Annotated in this window: 15 protein-coding genes; 6 read left to right on the top strand and 9 right to left on the bottom strand. The window is 70.4% G+C overall.

Going from position 1 to position 17,873, the window contains the following annotated elements:
• Positions 1 to 120 precede the first annotated feature (120 nt).
• From J5226_RS16590 to J5226_RS16550, 9 genes are all read right to left on the bottom strand, one after another.
• The gene (locus J5226_RS16590) at positions 121 to 1,992 is read right to left on the bottom strand and encodes a carboxypeptidase regulatory-like domain-containing protein (RefSeq protein WP_215835541.1); all 1,872 of its coding nucleotides are present in this window, start codon (positions 1,990 to 1,992) and stop codon (positions 121 to 123) included.
• Positions 1,989 to 4,151 (bottom strand): DUF4175 domain-containing protein, encoded by a 2,163-nt coding sequence (locus J5226_RS16585; protein ID WP_215835540.1) that lies wholly within the window; start codon positions 4,149 to 4,151, stop codon positions 1,989 to 1,991. Before J5226_RS16585 ends, J5226_RS16590 begins: the two co-directional genes overlap by 4 nt.
• A complete protein-coding gene (locus J5226_RS16580; protein WP_215835539.1) occupies positions 4,148 to 5,305 on the bottom strand; it encodes a BatA domain-containing protein in 1,158 nt (385 codons plus the stop codon). Before J5226_RS16580 ends, J5226_RS16585 begins: the two co-directional genes overlap by 4 nt.
• Positions 5,302 to 6,195: a DUF58 domain-containing protein gene (locus tag J5226_RS16575; RefSeq protein WP_255322826.1), complete on the bottom strand. Its 894-nt coding sequence runs from the start codon at positions 6,193 to 6,195 to the stop codon at positions 5,302 to 5,304. The genes J5226_RS16580 and J5226_RS16575 overlap by 4 nt, the downstream gene beginning before the upstream one ends.
• Before the next feature lie 52 nt (positions 6,196 to 6,247).
• The gene (locus tag J5226_RS16570) at positions 6,248 to 7,249 is read right to left on the bottom strand and encodes a MoxR family ATPase (RefSeq protein WP_215835538.1); all 1,002 of its coding nucleotides are present in this window, start codon (positions 7,247 to 7,249) and stop codon (positions 6,248 to 6,250) included.
• 73 nt (positions 7,250 to 7,322) lie between these two features.
• The gene (locus tag J5226_RS16565) at positions 7,323 to 7,997 is read right to left on the bottom strand and encodes a DUF4159 domain-containing protein (RefSeq protein ID WP_215840471.1); all 675 of its coding nucleotides are present in this window, start codon (positions 7,995 to 7,997) and stop codon (positions 7,323 to 7,325) included.
• A 62-nt stretch (positions 7,998 to 8,059) separates the two neighbouring features.
• Positions 8,060 to 9,685, bottom strand: a complete 1,626-nt coding sequence (locus tag J5226_RS16560; RefSeq protein ID WP_215835537.1) for a TldD/PmbA family protein — start codon at positions 9,683 to 9,685, stop codon at positions 8,060 to 8,062.
• 85 nt (positions 9,686 to 9,770) lie between these two features.
• Positions 9,771 to 11,105: a TldD/PmbA family protein gene (locus J5226_RS16555; protein ID WP_215835536.1), complete on the bottom strand. Its 1,335-nt coding sequence runs from the start codon at positions 11,103 to 11,105 to the stop codon at positions 9,771 to 9,773.
• 18 nt (positions 11,106 to 11,123) lie between these two features.
• Entirely contained in the window at positions 11,124 to 12,752 is a 1,629-nt protein-coding gene (locus tag J5226_RS16550) for a TldD/PmbA family protein (RefSeq protein WP_215835535.1), read from the bottom strand.
• A 536-nt stretch (positions 12,753 to 13,288) separates the two neighbouring features.
• On the opposite strand from J5226_RS16550, the gene J5226_RS16545 reads away from it, so the two are divergent.
• The 6 genes from J5226_RS16545 to J5226_RS16520 all read left to right on the top strand — a co-directional run bounded on the left by J5226_RS16545 (position 13,289) and on the right by J5226_RS16520 (position 17,868).
• Entirely contained in the window at positions 13,289 to 14,716 is a 1,428-nt protein-coding gene (locus J5226_RS16545; protein WP_215835534.1) for an aldehyde dehydrogenase, read from the top strand.
• A 61-nt stretch (positions 14,717 to 14,777) separates the two neighbouring features.
• The gene (gene can, locus J5226_RS16540) at positions 14,778 to 15,443 is read left to right on the top strand and encodes a carbonate dehydratase (protein ID WP_215835533.1); all 666 of its coding nucleotides are present in this window, start codon (positions 14,778 to 14,780) and stop codon (positions 15,441 to 15,443) included.
• Complete coding sequence (locus tag J5226_RS16535) at positions 15,440 to 15,880, top strand: RidA family protein (protein ID WP_215835532.1); 441 nt, start codon at positions 15,440 to 15,442, stop codon at positions 15,878 to 15,880. Before can ends, J5226_RS16535 begins: the two co-directional genes overlap by 4 nt.
• 3 nt (positions 15,881 to 15,883) lie before the next feature.
• Entirely contained in the window at positions 15,884 to 16,414 is a 531-nt protein-coding gene (locus tag J5226_RS16530) for a 3-hydroxyanthranilate 3,4-dioxygenase (RefSeq protein WP_215835531.1), read from the top strand.
• A 7-nt stretch (positions 16,415 to 16,421) separates the two neighbouring features.
• Complete coding sequence (locus J5226_RS16525; RefSeq protein ID WP_215835530.1) at positions 16,422 to 17,432, top strand: amidohydrolase family protein; 1,011 nt, start codon at positions 16,422 to 16,424, stop codon at positions 17,430 to 17,432.
• A gap of 10 nt (positions 17,433 to 17,442) precedes the next feature.
• On the top strand, positions 17,443 to 17,868 hold the full coding sequence (locus J5226_RS16520; RefSeq protein WP_215835529.1) for a zeta toxin family protein: 426 nt from the start codon (positions 17,443 to 17,445) through the stop codon (positions 17,866 to 17,868).
• Positions 17,869 to 17,873 lie beyond the last annotated feature (5 nt).

Genomic DNA, 17,873 nt, shown 5'->3' with positions numbered 1-17,873 from the left:
GTTCGACTAAGGCCTAGCCGCGACGGGGTTGAAAGGCGCCGGGCCTGAAGGCTTCCTCGTCGCAAGACTCGCTTTGAGGCCGCGATGCCCGAACGCACTGCGCTCGGGCCGCCTGAAACCTCAGCGCGGCGGATCGGAAGCCGCCGCGCCCGACGCACCGCCCGCGCGGCCGAAGCGCGAGCGCTCGAACCACCACAACGCCGCGCACAGCGTCAGCCATGCGGCGAACCAGCGCCAAGGCGAACCGCGTTCGCCGGTTTGCGACGCGCTCGCCGTCGCTGTCGCCGACGATTCGCCCGACCGCAGCGCCAACGCCGCCGTCGCATCGCGCAACTCGCGGGCGCGCAATCCCGGCGCTTCGTCGGCCGCCCGAACGTAGAAGTCCTGACGCCGCTCGCCTTGTTCCAGCGAATGCCAGCCGGCCGACGTCGGCCAGAATCCGGCGCAAGCCTTCGGCCCCGCCGCCGGATCGACGGACAAACCGATGCGCGCGCCGTCGGAGGCGACGACCTGCGCCTGCGCGCCCACGCCGCAAAGGCGCACGCGCTCGCCCACGCGCGCGTCGCTATCGATCTCGGCCCGCGCCACTGCGCGCGGCCGCGCCAGCGCCGACAGCGCCCGGCTCCACAAACGCGCATGCGCGTCCTCGCGCCCGGCCAAGACCAGGCGGAAGCTGTCGCTCACGCCCCACACCGCGATGCGCCCCTGCCCGGCCGCGCGCCATGCGGCGAAGGCCTTGCCGTCGGCGTCGACGCCCAAGGCTTGCAACGCCGGCGCGTCCAGCGCCAAGGCCCGGCGCGTCAAGGTCGGCAACGCGGGCGGCGCTTGCTCGCGCGAACGCGGCGCGTCCGCGCTGCCCGGCCCCAGGCGCGCGCGCAACGCGGCTTCGTCGGCGCGTTCGACCGGCAGGCGCAAGGTCGCGGTGTCGGCGCCCGCGCCGGGTTCCAGGCCGAATTCGCGCAATTGCGCGCGCAAGCCCGGCGACAGCGGCCCGGTCGCGCGCAGCAGCACGCCGAGGCCGCCGCGCAGCGCGCCGGCCAACGCCGCGCGTTGCGCGGGCGCGAGCGCGTCCCAGGCGCGCTCGTCGATCACGAGCGCATCGAAACCGGCCAAGGTCGGCGCGTCGATGCGCAGCGGCGCGTCGCCGAGTTGCATCCCCGCGCCGGTGGCGATCTGCGTATGCAGCTTGAGGCCAGAATCGCTGGCCCAGCGGCGCAGATACTTCAGCTCCGGCCCCGGCGCACCGGCCAACAACAAGACCCGCACCGGCGGCTCGGCTTCGACCGACACCGGCAGCGCCACGCGTTCGATCTCGCGCTGCTGCGCGTCCACGGCGCGCAGCGCGAAACCGGCGCGGCCGGCGACGCGCGCCACCGCGTCCAAGGCGAAGGTCCCGTCGGCGACGAGCGCGGCGCGATCCACGCGCTGACCGGCCGGATCGAGCAGTTCCACCGCGCCGCCGTTCGCGCCTTCGACCCGGCCGCGCACGGCGAAGGTTTCGCCCTCGCCGATCCGCGCCGGCGCCCAGGCGCCGACGATCCCGCGCGGCAGCGGCGCGGCTGCGAAGTCCACGGCGATGCCGCGCACCGCGTCGCGGTCGCGCGCAATCAGGCCCGCGCCGACGACGCGCAAGCGCTGGCTTTGCGGATAGCGGCGCAACGCGGTCGCCAGATCGGGCACGCGCTCGCCGTCCAGATCCCGCGACGCTTCCGGCAGAACCACGCGCACCTCGCCCGCGGCCTCGCGCCAAGCCGCATCGCTGGCGCCCGCGGCGGCGACCGCCAGGGTGCCGGCCTGTCCCGGCAAGCGCGGCGGGAACAGCGCGAAGTACAGCAACGCCGCGATCAGCGGCTGCGCCAGCAACAACGCAGCGACGCGCCAGCCGCGCGAACGCGACGCGGACTCGGCCCGTTGCTGACGCCACAGCGTGCGCGCCATCGCCAGCGCGGCGGCGACGCCCAACACCGTCGCGACGGTCGTCTCGAAGTTCATTGCGCCTCCTGCCGCAAGGCGTCGAAGTAGCGGCGGTCGCGCGCGTCGCCGGCGTCGCGCGCGCGCACCGTGGTCGCGGGCGCCTGCAGCAGCGGCCACAACAGGCCGCGCAGGCGCGCTCGGCACTCGCCGCAATCGGGCCGGTCGCGCAACGCCGCCAGCGCCGCGGCGAACGCCAGCGGATCGGGCACGCGCGACTGATTCGCGCCGAGCCAGCGCTCCAGCGCGGCGTAATCGACCGGCTGCGACGCCGGCGCCTGCAACTCGCGCCACAGCCGCGCCGGCAACGGATCGGCCGCGCTCGCCGGCGCCAGCGCGTCCTCGCGCCGCGCCAAGCCCGTACGGTCGCCGCTCAAGCGCCGGCTCTCGTCGATCGGCGGCAGCTCCGGCCCGACCCGCGCCAGATAGATGCGGCTGGCCTGCTGCACCTGCTTGATGAACCCTAGCGCCTTGTACGCGAACGGCAACGCCTGCTGCGGCTGGCCCTGGCGCAGATGCAGTTCGGACTGCCACATCTGATCCAGCGCCGACTTCAGCAAGGCACGGGTCTGCGGATCGAGCAAGGTCGCCGCTTCCGCGTGATCGTGGGTATGGCCGTACTCCTCCAGCACCGCGCCAGCTTCGCCGAACACCGGCTTGTCCGCGCCCGCCGCGGCGGCAGGGGCGTGATCGTGCGCGTCGGCCGGCGCGGATACGTCGTGGCCTTCGCCCTCATGCGCGTGCTCGTCCTCGCTGTCGCTGGTCGGCAGCTTGGGCTCGCCCTCGGCCTCTTCGCCGAGGAACTGGCCGTAACGCAAACGCAGCAGGCGCTGGTCCACGCCGATGGCGTCGGACTTCTTGACGAAGGCGTCGCCGTCGAGCTTGCGCCGCTGCGCGATCAAGGCTTCGGCGTCGATGATGATCTGGCGCTGGCTGCGGAAATACGCCGGCAGCACCGTCTTGACCATGCCCTCGATGCCGGTGGCCTCGCTGCCGGGATCGGCCGGCCAGCGCAGGATCAGGCTCGGGCTCAGCGCGGTCTGCGGCTGCGGCGCGCGGTTGTCGGACGCGCTCAGCTGGACGATCAGATCGTCGCCGACGGCGAAGCCGAGCGCGGCCAGATCCAGCGCATGGACGAAGCGCTTGGCGGTCGCGCCGCCGCTGCCGCGCAGCGCGACGCTGCGCTCGCGGAAGGTGATCTGCTCGCCGCTGCCTTGCGCCAGCACGATGCGCAAACGCGCGGTGGCCGCGACGCCGTAATCGTCGCTGGCCTCGAACGCCAGCGGCCAGGTCTTTTGGCCGCGCGCGAGCAAGGTCAGACCGCGCTCGGGCTGCAGCACGCGCAATTGCGGCGGACGGTCGGGCACGACATCGAGACGGTACAAGCGCCGCGTTTGCGCTTGCGGTGCGCCGGCGGCGTCGATCCGGTACAGGCTGGATTTCGCCAATGCGCGCTGCGCGCTCCACGTCTCGCCGTCGCGCCGCAACGGCAAGCGCTCGCCATCGTGGAAGACCAAGGCGGCCTGCGCCGGTTGCGGCTCGAAGCGCAGACGCCAGCGCAGCGTCGCGCCTTCGGGCACGCGGCCTTCCAAACCGGGTTCCTCGCGCGCCGGCAAGCCGGTGTAGCCCGGCGGCTCGATCCGCAGCGCCTGTGCGATCAGGCGCGGCTGGCCCGGCGCGGCCGCGACCGGCGGCGCGGGCGACAACGCGAGTTCGGCCGGCAGGCGATCGGGTTGCGGCCACAACGCCGCCGCCGCGGTCAGCGCCAGCGCGATCGCCGCGCAAGCGGCCAGCGCGCGCCACGATGGCGGCTCGCGCACATCGGTCTGCGGTCCGGCTTCGATCCGCCGTTCCAACCGCGCGCGCTGCAAACGCTGCAATCCGCGCAGAGAACCGGATTCGGCGAACAACAGGTCGGCGCTGTCGTCCATGTCGGAACGCAGCGCGTTGAGCCGGCGCACCAGCCATTCGCGATCCAGGCGCACCGCGCCGCGCCAAGCGCGCCAGGCGACCCAGACGATGCCGAACGCCGTCGCCGCGCAAGCGATGCCGGCGCCGAACCAGCGCGCGCTCAGCGCGAACAGCGGCACCAGCCAAACGCCCCAGACCAGCGCGAGATGGATCGCGCGGCTGTGCCGCGCCTGCCCGTGCCAGCGTTGCGCCTGCTGAATCGCGCTCATGGCGCGACTCCGCGCTTGGAACGCGTCGCGAACCAACGTTCGAGCAAGAACAACGCCGCCACCAGCAGCGCCAGCCACGGCCGCAGATCCAGCGGCGGCGCGGCGAACGTCGGCCCACCGCCCGCCGGCGCGTAGTCGCGCGCGGCGATCCGCGCCGGCGGCGGCGCCGGTGCGGCGAACAAATCGCGCAGCGCGGCGGCGAATCCCGGCTGCAGCAACGCCGGCCACGCGCGCGGCTGCACGGGGCCGGCGAAACGCAGCGCCTGTCCGCGCTCGACCCGCGCGCCGGCGACGCGCACCGTGCCTTCGGCGTCGCGCCACAACGGCGCGTCGAACTGCGCTTCGGGCCAGACCGCGCGCGCGTCCAACAGCACCCGGCCGCCCTGCGCGACCCAGTCGCGCACCGTCGCCGGCACCGGGCCGGGCGCGAGCCAGATCAGCGAACGCGCCTTCGGATCGAAGGCTTGGGTCAGCGGCGCGGCGTCCACCGCGGTCTCGCGTTGGTTCCAGGCGGCAACGGCGGCGCGCAGATACGCCGCCGACGGCGCGAGCTCCGGCGCATAACGGATCGCGGGCGGCGCGAGCGCAGCCTCGCGCGGCGCAGGCGCATCGGCCGCGGCGGCATCGATCGCGCGCCATTGCACCGGCCGCGACAAGCGCAGGCGCGCGCCGTCGGCGCCGTCGAAACGCGCCGGCACCGCCAGCGTCAGCGCGACGCCGGGCGGCAAGCGCGCATCGAGTTCGCGCACTACGCTCGCCAGATCGGCCGGCGCCGGCGGCGCCGGCTGGCTCAACGCGGGAAAGCCCGGCGCCAACCAGCGCCGTTCGAGTTCGGCGTTCTCCAATCCCGCGCCGGCCTGGGCCGCATCCACGCCCGGCGCCACCGCCAGCCACGCGGTGCGCGATTGCGCGCCGAACAACACCGGCCGCGCCAACAACAAGGCCAGCGCCGCCAACAACAAAAGGCGCAGCAGCAACAGCGGCCATTCGTCGAAACGCAGGCGGCTGCGCGGCCGCGGCTTCTCGCGCAGCCAGCGCAGCGCGGCGAACACGGTCGGGCGCTGCTCGCTGCGCCGGGCCAGATGGATCAGCAGCGGCAGCGCCAACGCCGCCAGCGCGGCCAGGGCGATGGGCAGCAACAACGCCGCGCTCATGCGTCCACCGCGCTGTCGCGGCCGCCGAACAAGCGCCGCAACGGCAGATCGACCGGTTCGTCGAGCACGTGTTCGGCGTGGCGGATGCCGGCCGAATCCAAACGCGCGTCGACGGCGCGGCGCGCGGCGGCGAAGCGTTCGATGAATTCGCGCCGCAGCGCGTCGCCGTCGCCGAGCAGTTCCTCGCCGCTTTCCGGGTCGCGGAAGCGATGGCCGCCGCGGAACGGGAAATCGCGCTCCTCGGCGGTGAGGATGCGCACGCCCAACACTTCGCGGCGCGCGGCGGCCAGCCGCTCGGCCACCGCCAACGCGGCTTCGTCGAGGCCGTCGCCGAGCATCAGCACCAGATCTCCGGCGCCGATGCGCTCCCACAGCGGCCGCAGCAGCGGCGCTTCGGGCCACGCGCCGCGCGCCTGCAGGCCGTGCAGTTCCAACAGCAAACGGTCGCGCTGGCGCGGTCCGTTGCCCGGCGCGATCAGGCGCAAGCCGTCCTCGCACAGCGCGATCAGGCCGAAGCGGTCGTTCTGGCGCAGCGCCAGTTCGGCCACGCAGGCGGCGATGGCCTTGGCCGCGTCCAGGCGCGAGTAATCGGGGCGCGCGCCGTCGCGCTGATCCATCGAGGCGGTGGCGTCGAGCAGCAGCCACGCCGCCAGCGGGCTTTCGCGCTCGGCTTCGCGGACGAAGAAGCGGTCCGAGCGCGCATAGAGCTTCCAGTCGATCTGGCGCAGTTCGTCGCCGGGCTCGTAAGCGCGGTACTGGGCGAATTCCAGGCCGGCGCCGCGGCTGCGGCTGCGGTGCGCACCGATGCCGTGTGCGCCGACCGCGCGACGCGACATCAGAGTCAGGCTGCGCAGGCGCGCGCGCACGTCGGCGGGAATCAGGTCGCGCACGCCGCGCCCTCGCCCACCGCCTCGCCGTCAACGCCGCCGCCCATCATCGCGCTCACCCCGGAAACGGCACGCCGCGCAGCAGCGCCGCGATCACGTCGTCGGCGCTCTTGCCCTCGGCCTCGGCCGCGAACGACAGCAGCAGGCGGTGGCGCATCACCGGCGCGGCCAGAGCGGCCACGTCCTCGCGGGTCGCGGCGAAGCGGCCGTGCAGCAAGGCGCGCGCTTTGGCCGCCAGCACCAGCGACTGACCGGCGCGCGGGCCGGCGCCCCACTTCACCCACTGCCGCACCTCGCTCAGCGAATCGGCCGCGGGCCGGCTGGCGCGCACCAACCGCGTCACCCAGCGCAGCACGTCCTCGCCCAGATGCACCTCGCGCACGCGCGCTTGCAAGGCCAGCACCGCCTCGGCGTCCATCACCTTGGGCACCCGCGCGCTGTGGCTGCCGGTGGTCTGCTGCAGGATGTCGTGTTCTTCCTGCTCGCTCGGATAGCCGACGCGGATGTGCAGCAAGAAGCGGTCGAGCTGCGCCTCCGGCAAGGGATAAGTGCCGGCCTGCTCCAGCGGATTCTGCGTCGCCAGCACGAAGAACGGCGCCGGCAACTCGTGCGTGGTGCCGGCGTAGCTCACCGTGCGTTCCTGCATCGCCTCCAGCAGCGCCGCCTGAGTCTTGGGCGGCGTGCGGTTGAGCTCATCGGCCAACAGCAGGCTGGTGAAGATCGGGCCGGGCTGGAAGCGGAAATGGCGATGCCCCGTGCCGTGATCCTCTTCCAGCAACTCGGTGCCGAGGATGTCGCTCGGCATCAGGTCGGGCGTGAACTGGATCCGGCGGAACTGCAGTTCCAGCGCCTGCCCCAGCGAACGCACCAGCAAGGTCTTGCCCAAGCCCGGGACGCCTTCGAGCAGGCAATGCCCGCCGGCGAGCAAGCCGATCAGCAGCTGCTCGACCACCTCGTCCTGCCCGACGATTGCTTGCGCGATAGCCCCGCGCAGTTGCCCCAATTCGGCCAACTGCGCCTGCAGTCCCGCTTCACCGCCGTTCTCGCTACCGCTCATAGCCACTCCCGAAACCATCGTTATCGAACAATCCCGCCCGACTATTCCCTATTCCCTATTCCCTATTCCCGCCTCACGCATTCAACGCATACATCACGATATTGACCGCGAACTTGGTGTTGTCCTCGGCCAGGAACCGCTTGTTGCGCCAGTCGTAATCCCACTCGCAACCGTAGTCTTTATTGCTGTACAGCACGCCGAGCCGCCCGTCGATCTCGATGCCCTTGAGGTAATCGTGGACCAGATCGTCGCCCCAGCCGTTGAGTTCGAAACCGGTCGCCGGCGGGCCATCGAAGACGAAGAAGCTGCGATACAGCGGGTGGTTTTTCGGCAGTTTCTTCAACGCCTTGGCGCCGAAGATCTTGCCCATCTGCGCCTCGAACGACTTGGCGAACAATCCGTCGATGTCATGGTTGCAGTCGTCCACGAAGACGAAGCCGCCGTTGCGCACGTAACGCTCGAAATTGCGCCGCTCGTCGGGGTTGAACTCGACCAGCTTGTGCCCGGCCAGATAGCAGAACGGCGCCGCCAGCATCTTCGGATCGGCCAGCGCCAGCACGTGCTCCTTCGGGTCAACGCGCAAGTGGGTGTAGTCGATCAAGGACGTGATCAGGTTCGCCGGCATGCGCTGATCCACGTCCCAGTCGCCGGAGTCGTACTTGAGCCGGGTGAACCAGAAATCGTAATCGGCCGCCGCCCGCGCCAGCGGCGACCGCGCCGCCCAGGCGCCGGCCGCGGCGCCGAGCATCAGACGCAGGAACTGCGCGCGGTTCACCGCGAAACCGCCGGGATCGCCGCGCTGCGCACCGGCTACAGCGCCCGCGCGGTGTTGATGACGTTGACCCCGTCGAAGCGCGCGGTGGCCGCGCCGTGCGAAACCGCCGACACCTGGCTCGGCTGGCCCTTGCCGTCGAAGAACGAACCGCCGAGGCGGAAATCGCGCTCGTCGCAGATCGCCGAGCACGAGGCCCAGAACTCCGGCGTGCGGATCTGGTAGGCCGCGTCCTCGATCAGCCCGGCGACTTTGCCGTTCTTGATCTCGAAGAACAACTGCCCGCCGAACTGCGCGTTGTAGCGCTGCTGGTCGATCGAATACGAGCCGCGGCCGTGGATATAGAGGCCGCGCTCCACGCCCTCGATCATCTGCGCGACGCTGAGCTTGTCCTTGCCGGGCCGCAGCGACACGTTGGGCATGCGCTGGAACTGCACGCTCGACCAAGAATCGGCATAGCTGCAGCCGTGCGATTCCTTGTGCCCGAGGATGTGCGCCTCGTCGCGGGTGGCCTGATAGTCGACCAGCACGCCGTCGCGGACCAGATCCCACTCGCGCGTCTTCACGCCTTCGTCGTCGAAACCGACCGCGCCCAGGCTGCCGGCGCGGGTCTTGTCGGCGACGAAGTTGACCCGCTCGCTGCCGTATTTGTAGCCGCTGTCGCGCTTGTCCAACGTCGCGAAGCTGGTGCCCGCGTAGTTGGCCTCATAGCCGAGCACGCGGTCGAGTTCGAGCGGATGGCCGACGTTCTCGTGGATGGTCAGGAACAGGTTCGACGGGTCGATCACCAAGTCGTACTTGCCCGGCTTCACCGACGGCGCCTTGAGCTTGGCGCGGGCGTGGCGCGCGGCGGCGACAGCGTCCTCGATCACATCGTAGCTGCGGCCGTAGCCGGTGAGCCCGCCGGGCAGCGCGAATTTGCCGGCCGGATCGGCGTCGAGGTACTCGTAGCCCATGCCCATCGGCGCCGACAGCCCGTCGCGGGTGCGGAACTTGCCGCTGGCCTTGTCGACCGCGGTCGCGGTCAGCGGCAGCCAGATGCGGTGCACGTCCTGATCGATGTAGCTGCCGTCGCTGGAGGCGAAATATTTTTGTTCGTTGATCGCGAACAGGTTGGACTGGATGAAGTCGGCGCCGTTCTTGAGCGCGGCGGCGTTGACCGACATCAGCAGGTCGACCTTGTCCTTGATCGGCACCGCCAGCGCGTTCTTGCGCACCGGCGTGGCCCAACGCGTCTCGCCCACGCCCTGCACCGGCGCCAGCTCGACCTTGCGCGTCTGCACGCGCGCGTTGGCCTGGGCGATGGCCAGCGCCTGCTTCGTCGCTTTAGCGACCGCGTCGGGCGTCGTCTGCGAGGTCGCGGCGAAGCCCCAGGCGCCGTCGCGCAGCACGCGCACGCCGACGCCGACCGATTCGGCGTTGACGATGTTGCGCACCTGCGCCTCGCGGGTCAGCACCGACTGGCGCAGGTAGCGGCCCACGCGCACGTCGCAATACTGCGCGCCGCCGTCGCGGGCGGCGCCGAGCGCGGTGTCGGCCAGCCGCTTGCGCAGCGCGGCGTCGGCCGGTTCCAGCAAGGCCTCGGCGGCGACGCTGCGGCCGAAGGGAAGCATGAGCGCGGCCAGGCCGAAGCCGGCGGAGCTGAGGAAATCGCGTCGTTGCACGGCGGTGCGGCCTCTTGCGGGTAGTGCCTGCGGATCTGCGGTACGGCGGAGCGGCCGGCGCGCGCACGCGCCGGCCGCGCGGCGGTCAGACCGCGTCGGACAGCGAGGTGAAGGTGAAATCGCGCAGCTTCATCGGCGGGATCATCATCACCAGGGTCGATTCGTCGCCGGCCACGCGCACCGGGCGGCCGAGTTCCTCGATGTTGTTGAGCATGATCACCGGCGATTCGTTGAAGCGGAAATTCTTGATCGGGTGCTTGATCTGCCCGTTCTCGATGTAGAAGGTGCCGTCGCGGGTCAGGCCGGTCAGCAGCACGGTCTGCGGATCGACCATGCGGATGTACCAGGTGCGGGTGACCAGGATGCCCTTCTGGGTGCCCTTGACCAGTTCGGCCGTGGTCTTGTCGCCGCCGGCCATGATCAGATTGCCCGGCGCGCCGACGACGCGCTTGCCCTGCTTCTGCGCCCAGTAACGCGAATAGTTCAGCGCCACCACCTTGCCGTTCTCGACGATCGGCATCTTCTCGCGCGGCAGGCCTTCCACGTCCCACGGCATCACCGGCGCGCGCGGGTCCCAGGGATCGGCGGTGAAGTTGACGCGCGGGTCGTAGACCTGTTCGCCGAGCTTGTTGCCGCCGCCCTTCTTGGACAGGAAGCTGCGGCCTTCGTCGGCCTGGCGCGCGTCGAAGAAATTCATCATGAACGAGATCAGCCCGGCGGCCGCGTGCGGCTCCAGGATCACCGTGTACTTGCCCGGCTCCAGCGCCTTGGCTTCGGCCGATTCGGTGGCCTTGCGCATGGCGATGCGGATGTCGGCGTCGGTCTTGAAGCTCGAGGAGTCGGTCAGATCGCGCCCGACCCAGCCCGAGCCGCGGCCGTCGTCGGTGCGCACGGTGCAGGTGTAGTTGAAGTTGGTCGCGGTCTGGTAGCCGAAGTTGCCCTTGCTGTTGGCGAAGGCGACGAAGCTCTGGCCGTCCTCGAGGAAGCCGGCGGCGGTGAGCTTGGCGTCGCGGCACGGCGCGATCGAATCGGCGGCGACCTTGGCCCGGAACGCCGGATCGATCGCCGCGGTCGGCGCGGCGAAGGTCGGGCTGGCCTTGTAGCTCTGCTTGTCGATGATCGGCATGAACTCCGGGTTTTCCGGGGCCAGCCGGGCCAGATCCTCGGCGCGGCGGACCACGCGTTCGAGCGCGGCGTCGTCGAACTCGTTGATCGTCGCCACGCCCACGCGCTTGCCGAAGGAGACCTGCACCGCGAGGCTGACGTCGCTGACCACGCCGCTGGTGGAGATGTTGTTGAGGGCGAACCGGATGTTGCCGTCGATCGAGCCGGTCAGCCGCGCGCTGGTCTCCTCGGCCTTCGACAACGCAATGACCTTGTCCAAAATCGCCTTGGACTGGGCTTCGGTGAAGATGCTCATAGTGTTCTCCTGCCCCGGTCAGCCGAGCTTGCGGGCGGTGTTGATGACGTTGACGCCGTTGAACCGCGCCGTGCTGGAACCGTGCGAGACCGCCGAGACCTGCCCCGGCTGGCCCTTGCCGTCGAAGAACGAACCGCCCAGGCGGTAGTCCTTGTCGTCGCAGACCGCGGCGCAGGAGTTCCAGAATTCCGGGGTGCGGATCTGATAGGCCACGTCCTCGAGCATGCCGGTGACCTTGCCGTTCTTGATTTCGTAGAACACCTGCCCGCCGAACTGGGCGTTGTAGCGCTGCTGGTCGATCGAGAACGAACCGTCGCCGACGATGTAGATGCCGTTCTCCACGTCCTTGACCAGATCGGCGACGCTGAGCTTGTCCTTGCCCGGCGCCAGCGACACGTTGGCCATGCGCTGGAACTGCACGCTCGACCACGAGTCGGCGTAGCAGCAGCCGTCGGATTCGGTCTTGCCGAGGATGTGGGCCTGATCGCGGATGGTCTGGTAATCGACCAGCACGCCGTTCTTGATCAGGTCCCAGCGCTTGGTCTTGACGCCTTCGTCGTCGAAGCCCACCGCGCCGAGGCTGCCGACCTGGGTCTTGTCGGCGAACACGTTGACCTTGTCGCTGCCGTACTTGAACGCGTTCTCGCGCTTGTCGAGCGTGGCGAAGCTGGTGCCGGCGTAGTTGGCCTCGTAGCCGAGCACGCGGTCGAGCTCGAGCGGGTGGCCGATGGATTCGTGGATGGTGAGCCAGGTGTGCGAGGGATCGAGCACCAGATCGTACTTGCCCGGCTTGACCGAGGTCGCGGTGAGCTTCTGCCGCGCCTGTTTGGCCGCGGCCACCGCGTCCTCGCGCATGTCGTAGGAATCGCCGTAGACGGTCACTCCGCACGGCAGCACGGTCTTGCCCGAGGCGGCGCCGTCGAGGTACTCGTAGCCCATGCCGCGCGGCGAGGACAGGCCCTGGCGGGTGCGGAACTTGCCGCTGGCCTTGTCGATCGCGGTGATCGTCATCGGCGCCCAGATCCGGTGCACGTCCTGGTCGATGTAGCTGCCGTCGGTGGAGGCGAAATACTTCTGCTCGTTGACCAGGAACAGCATCGAGTTGACGAAGCTGGCGCCGGCGCCGAGCGCGGCGGCGTTCACGCCCAGCAGCAGCTCGGCCTTCTCCTTCAGCGGCACTTCCATCGAGTTCTTGCGGATCGGCGTCTTCCAGCTCACCTCGCCCACGCCGGGCGCCTTGGCCAACTGCACCTTGGCGGTGATGACCCGGGCGTTGGCGCGGGCGATCGCCGCGGCCTGCTGCGCGGCCTTGGCCGCGCCGTCGGTGCCGAGCTGGTTGGTCGCGGCGAAGCCCCAGGCGCCGTCGACCAGCACGCGGATGCCGATGCCGGTGGATTCGGAATTCACCACGTTCTGGACCTTGTCCTCGCGGGTGATCACGAACTGGCGCAGGTAACGGCCGATGCGCACGTCGCAGTAGCTGGCGCCGGCCGCGCGCGCCGCGGTCAGGGCCGCGTCGGCCCACGCCTTCTTCTTCGCCACGTCCAGCGGCGCCAACAGGTCTTCGGCGGCGATGACGTTGCCGAAAGGAATCATGAGCCCGGCGATGCCCAGCCCCGACATGCTGAGGAAATTGCGTCTGTCCACGTGATCGTCCCGCCCTGAATGGCCCCGCGCATGCGCGCCGCCGTGCGCCGAGGCATGAGTGAATGAACCCCGCCGGAATGTGCGCAGCGTCGTAGTAGTGCGTCAAGTGCGCAAAGCATGACCTTAGTCGTAGCCGCGCCGGGTTTTCTCCGGATTTCGCCGAACGTGCAGGCGATTTCGCGCGTTCTGGGCGATGCGCATGACTTTCGACATAGACGCCGGAACGCGCGCCGGCGCGCGGACAGATTCGGCAAACCTCGCGCGCTCGCGGACGTTGCGAGCGCCGCGTCGCCGCGAATCGAAAGCCGCGGCGCGCGCTCGCTTGCGAACCAAGCGTCGGCCGGATGCGCTCGGCCGGATCGCCGAAAGCGCGACCGGCGGCGCGGATGCACATCGCGACCGCGGTCGCGCCCGGCCCAGGTTCGCCCCGCGTCTGCCGACCGCCATCGCCGTTCACATAACGCTCGCGTCCGCTCCGCCGCGCCCCGCCCGGCCGCGCTATGGGCGCCGTCCGGCCCACGCGTTAAGCTTGCGCCATGCACAGATTCCGGCACTGGATCGACGGGGCGCCGCGCGATGCGGCCGACGGCCGCTGGTTGGACGTGTTCGATCCCGCCAATGCGCAGCCGTATGCGCAGGTCGCCGCCGGCGCGGCCGCCGAAGTCGAGGCCGCGGTGGCCGCGGCGCAGGCCGCGTTTCCGGCGTGGTCGGCGCTGGCGCACAGCGAACGGGCGCAGTGGCTGGAGCGCCTGGCCGCGGCGCTGGAGGCGCGCACCGACGAGTTCGCCCGCGCCGAATCGCGCGACGGCGGCAAGCCGATCCGGCTGGCGCGCGAAGCCGAGATCCCGCGCGCGGTGTCGAACCTGCGCTTCTACGCCCAGGCCGCGACCCAGTTCGCCAGCGAATCCCATCACGGTCAGGCCGGGCTCAACTACACCTTGCGCCAGCCGCTCGGGCCGGTCGCGGCGATCTCGCCGTGGAACCTGCCGCTGTATCTGTTCACCTGGAAGATCGCGCCGGCGTTGGCGGCGGGCAATACCGTGGTGGCCAAACCCTCGGAGGTGACTCCGGCCACGGCGAGCATGTTGGGCGAGCTCTGCGCTGAAATCGGGTTCCCGCCGGGCGTGCTCAATATCGTTCACGGGCTGGGCCCGGAGGTCGGCGCGCCGCTGGTCGCGCACCCGGCGATCCGCGCGGTGTCGTTCACCGGCAGCACCGCGGTCGGCCGCGGCATCGCCGCGACCTGCGCGCCGCTGCTGCGCAAGGTCTCGCTGGAACTCGGCGGCAAGAACCCGACCCTGATCTTCGCCGACAGCGACTGGCGCGCGAACCTCGACGTGCTGGTGCGCTCGGCGTTCCAGAACTCCGGGCAGATCTGCCTGTGCGGCTCGCGCATCCTGATCGAGCGTTCGATCTATGCCGAAGTGCGCGACGCCTTGATCGAACGCGCCAACGCGCTGCGCGTGGGCGAGCCCGGCGAGGACGCCACCGCGCTCGGCCCGCTGGTCTCGCAGGCGCACTTCGACAAAGTCGTCGCCGCGCTGGGGCGCGCCCGCGCCGAAGGCGGCCGGGTGCTGTGCGGCGGCGCCGCGCTGGAGCGTCCCGGCTGGTACGTGGCGCCGACCCTGATCGAAGGCCTGGGCCCGGAGACCGCGAGCAACCGCGAGGAAATCTTCGGCCCCATCGCCACCTTGCAGCCGTTCGACGACGACACCCACGCCCTGACCCTGGCCAACGCCAGCGACTACGGCCTCAGCGCCAGCCTGTGGACGCGCGATCTCGCCCGCGCCCACCGTCTGGCCGCGCGCCTCGACGTCGGCATGGTCTGGATCAACACCTGGCTGCAACGCGACCTGCGCACGCCGTTCGGCGGCGCCGGCGCGTCGGGCCTCGGCCGCGAAGGCGGCGTCGAGGCCCTGCGTTTCTTCACCGAGGCCAAGAACATCGGCCTCCATCTCGGATGACTTGCATGATTTCGCTGCTTCCCTCGCCCGCCTCCCCCGCCCCGCACGCGGAGGGCCGCGCATGAGCCCGCTGAGCGACCTGCTCGAACGCAACCGCGAATGGTCCGAGCGAATCAACGCCGAGGACCCGGAATTCTTCGCCAGCCTGTCCAAACAGCAAGCGCCCGAGTATCTGTGGATCGGCTGCTCCGACTCGCGCGTCCCGGCCAACCAGATCATCGACATGGCCCCGGGCGAGGTGTTCGTCCACCGCAACATCGCCAACGTGGTGGTGCACACCGACCTCAACTGCCTGTCGGTGATCCAGTACGCGGTCGACGTGCTCAAGGTCAAGCACATCCTCGTGGTCGGCCATTACGGCTGCGGCGGCGTGCACGCCGCGCTGCACGGCACCCGCGTCGGACTGGCCGACAACTGGCTGCGCCACGTCAGCGACGTCGCCGACAAGCACGTGTCGTGCATCGCCCACGCCCACGAGGGCGAGCGCCACGACCGCCTGTGCGAGCTCAACGCGATCGAACAGGTGCAGAACGTCTGCCTGACCACGATCGTGCGCGACGCGTGGTCGCGCGGCCAGCCGCTGAGCGTGCACGGCTGGGTCTACAGCCTGCGCAACGGCCGCGTCCACGACACCGGCATGAACGTGCACTCCTTCGAATCGCTGCAGCCGGCTTACGAGCGCGCGGTGGCGCGGGTGCACTCGACCCACGGCGGTTCGCCGCGATGAGCGACGCGGTCCGCACCGGCAACGCGCCCAAACCGGTCGGGCTGTACCCGCACGCGCGCCGGGTCGGCGACTTGCTGTTCCTGTCCGGGGTCGGCCCGCGCGACGCGGCCAGCAACGCGGTGCCCGGCAACGTCCACGACGCCCAGGGCCGCCTGATCGCCTACGACATCGAGCTGCAGACGCGCTCGGTGTTCGCCAACGTGCGCGCGGTGCTGGAGGCCAGCGGCGCGGGCTGGGACGATCTGGTCGACGTGACGGTGTACCTGACCGACATGGCCCGCGACTTCGCCGCGTACAACGCGCTGTGGGCCGAGTATTTCCCCGACATCGACCGCGCGCCGTGCCGGACTACGCTCGGCATCGTCGCGCTGCCGACGCCGATCGCGATCGAACTCAAATGCGTCGCCCGCCTGCCCGCGCAGGCGGCCAAGGAGTAAGCCATGCTGCCCGGACCGCTGAACCTGCAAGCCTGGATCGAAGAACACCGCCACCTGCTCAAACCGCCGGTCGGCAACAAAACGATCTACGTCGGCGATTTCATCGTCATGGTGGTCGGCGGCCCGAACCAGCGCACCGATTACCACTGGGACGAAGGCCCGGAGTGGTTCTACCAGCTCGAAGGCGAGATGGTGCTGCGCATCCAGGAGGACGGCGCGGTGCGCGACATCCCGATCCGCGCCGGCGAGATCTTCCTGCTGCCCGCGCGCGTGCCGCACTCGCCGCAGCGCATGCCCGACTCGGTCGGTCTGGTGATCGAGCGCAAGCGCCTGGAGCACGAAGACGACGGCCTGATGTGGTTTTGCGAGCGCTGCAACCACAAGCTGTACGAAGAGTTCTTCAAGCTGCGCAACATCGAGACCGACTTCCCGCCGGTGTTCGACCGCTTCTACGCCTCGCGCGAGCACCGCACCTGCGCGCAATGCGGTCACCTGAACCCGGCGCCGGCGCGCTACGCGATGCCCGACACCTGAGGCGGCGATGCTCAAGATCGACACCCACGCCCATTACCTGCCGCGCGACTGGCCCGATCTGGCGCGCAAGTTCGGCGACGACCGTTTTCCGGTGATCCATCACACCGACGACGGCCGCCACCGCATCTACAAGGACGGCAAGTTCTTCCGCGAGATCTGGTCCAAGACCTGGGACCCGCAAGAGCGCATCGACGATTACGCGCGCTTCGGCGTGCAGGTGCAGGTCATCAGCACCGTGCCGGTGATGTTCAGCTACTGGGCCAAGGCCAATCAGGCGCTGGAGCTGCATCAGGCGCTCAACGATCACATGGCCCAGGCCTGCCGCGATTACCCGCGCCATTACGCCGGCATCGGCACCGTGCCGCTGCAATCGCCGCGCTTGGCCGTGCAGGAGTTGGAGCGCTGCATGGATCAGCTCGGCCTGCAGGGCGTGCAGATCGGCAGCCACATCGGCGACTGGAACCTCGACGCGCCGGAATTGTTCGAGTTCTTCCAGGCCGCCAGCGAACTCGGCGCGGCGATCCTGGTGCATCCCTGGGACATGATGGGAACGCCGAGCATGCCCAAGTACTGGCTGCCGTGGCTGGTCGGCATGCCGGCCGAGCAATCGCGCGCGGCCTGCTGCCTGGTGTTCGGCGGCGTGCTGGAGCGGTTGCCGAAGCTGAAGATCTGCATGGCCCACGGCGGCGGCAGCTTCCCCTACACCATCGGCCGGATCGAGCACGGCTTCAACATGCGCCCGGATCTGGTCGCCACCGACAACCCGCGCAATCCGCGCGATTACCTGTCCAAGCTGTACTTCGACTCGTGGGTGGCCGATCCGCGCGCGCTGCGCTATCTGCTCGACACCTGCGGCGTGTCGCGGGTGATGCTCGGCACCGACTATCCCTTCCCGCTCGGCGAGCAAACGCCCGGCGCCGGCATCGCGTCGCTGAACCTGCCCGAAGCCGAACAGGCGCGGCTGTACCACGGCACCGCGCTGGAATGGCTGGGCCTGCCTTTGTCGCGGTTCGCGTGAGCGCGGCCGCATGAGCCCGGCCGCGCCGCACGCACCGCCGCCGCTGGACCCGCACGACTTGCTCGCGACCTTGCGCGACTGGGCCGAGCGCGTCGCCGACGAAGGCGACAAGGCCGTCGACGCGTATCTGGATCAGCGCGACCGCGCGCCGTTCGACGGCGAGTGGACCCGCGCCGACGCCGCGCTGCAGAGCCACAAGCAACGGCTGGCGGTCGAACGCGTGCAAGCCGCGCAAGCCGAGTCCGCGCGGCTGCGGCAGGCGGTGTTCGTCGCGGCCATGCAGGCCAGCGGCCACGCCGAGCTGGCCGCGTATCTCGCCGACGACGCCGCGCTGATCTACGAAAGCGACGCCTTGCACCTGCATTCGGATTGGGTGCGCGCGCTGCACCGGCGCTACCGAACCGCTTCCGGCGAACCGTCCCGCGCGTCGGGCTGACCCGC

Origin of the sequence: Lysobacter sp. K5869 (assembly GCF_018847975.1) — a bacterium.
Classification (GTDB): domain Bacteria; phylum Pseudomonadota; class Gammaproteobacteria; order Xanthomonadales; family Xanthomonadaceae; genus Lysobacter.
This window is presented reverse-complemented; position numbering and strand designations above follow the sequence as displayed.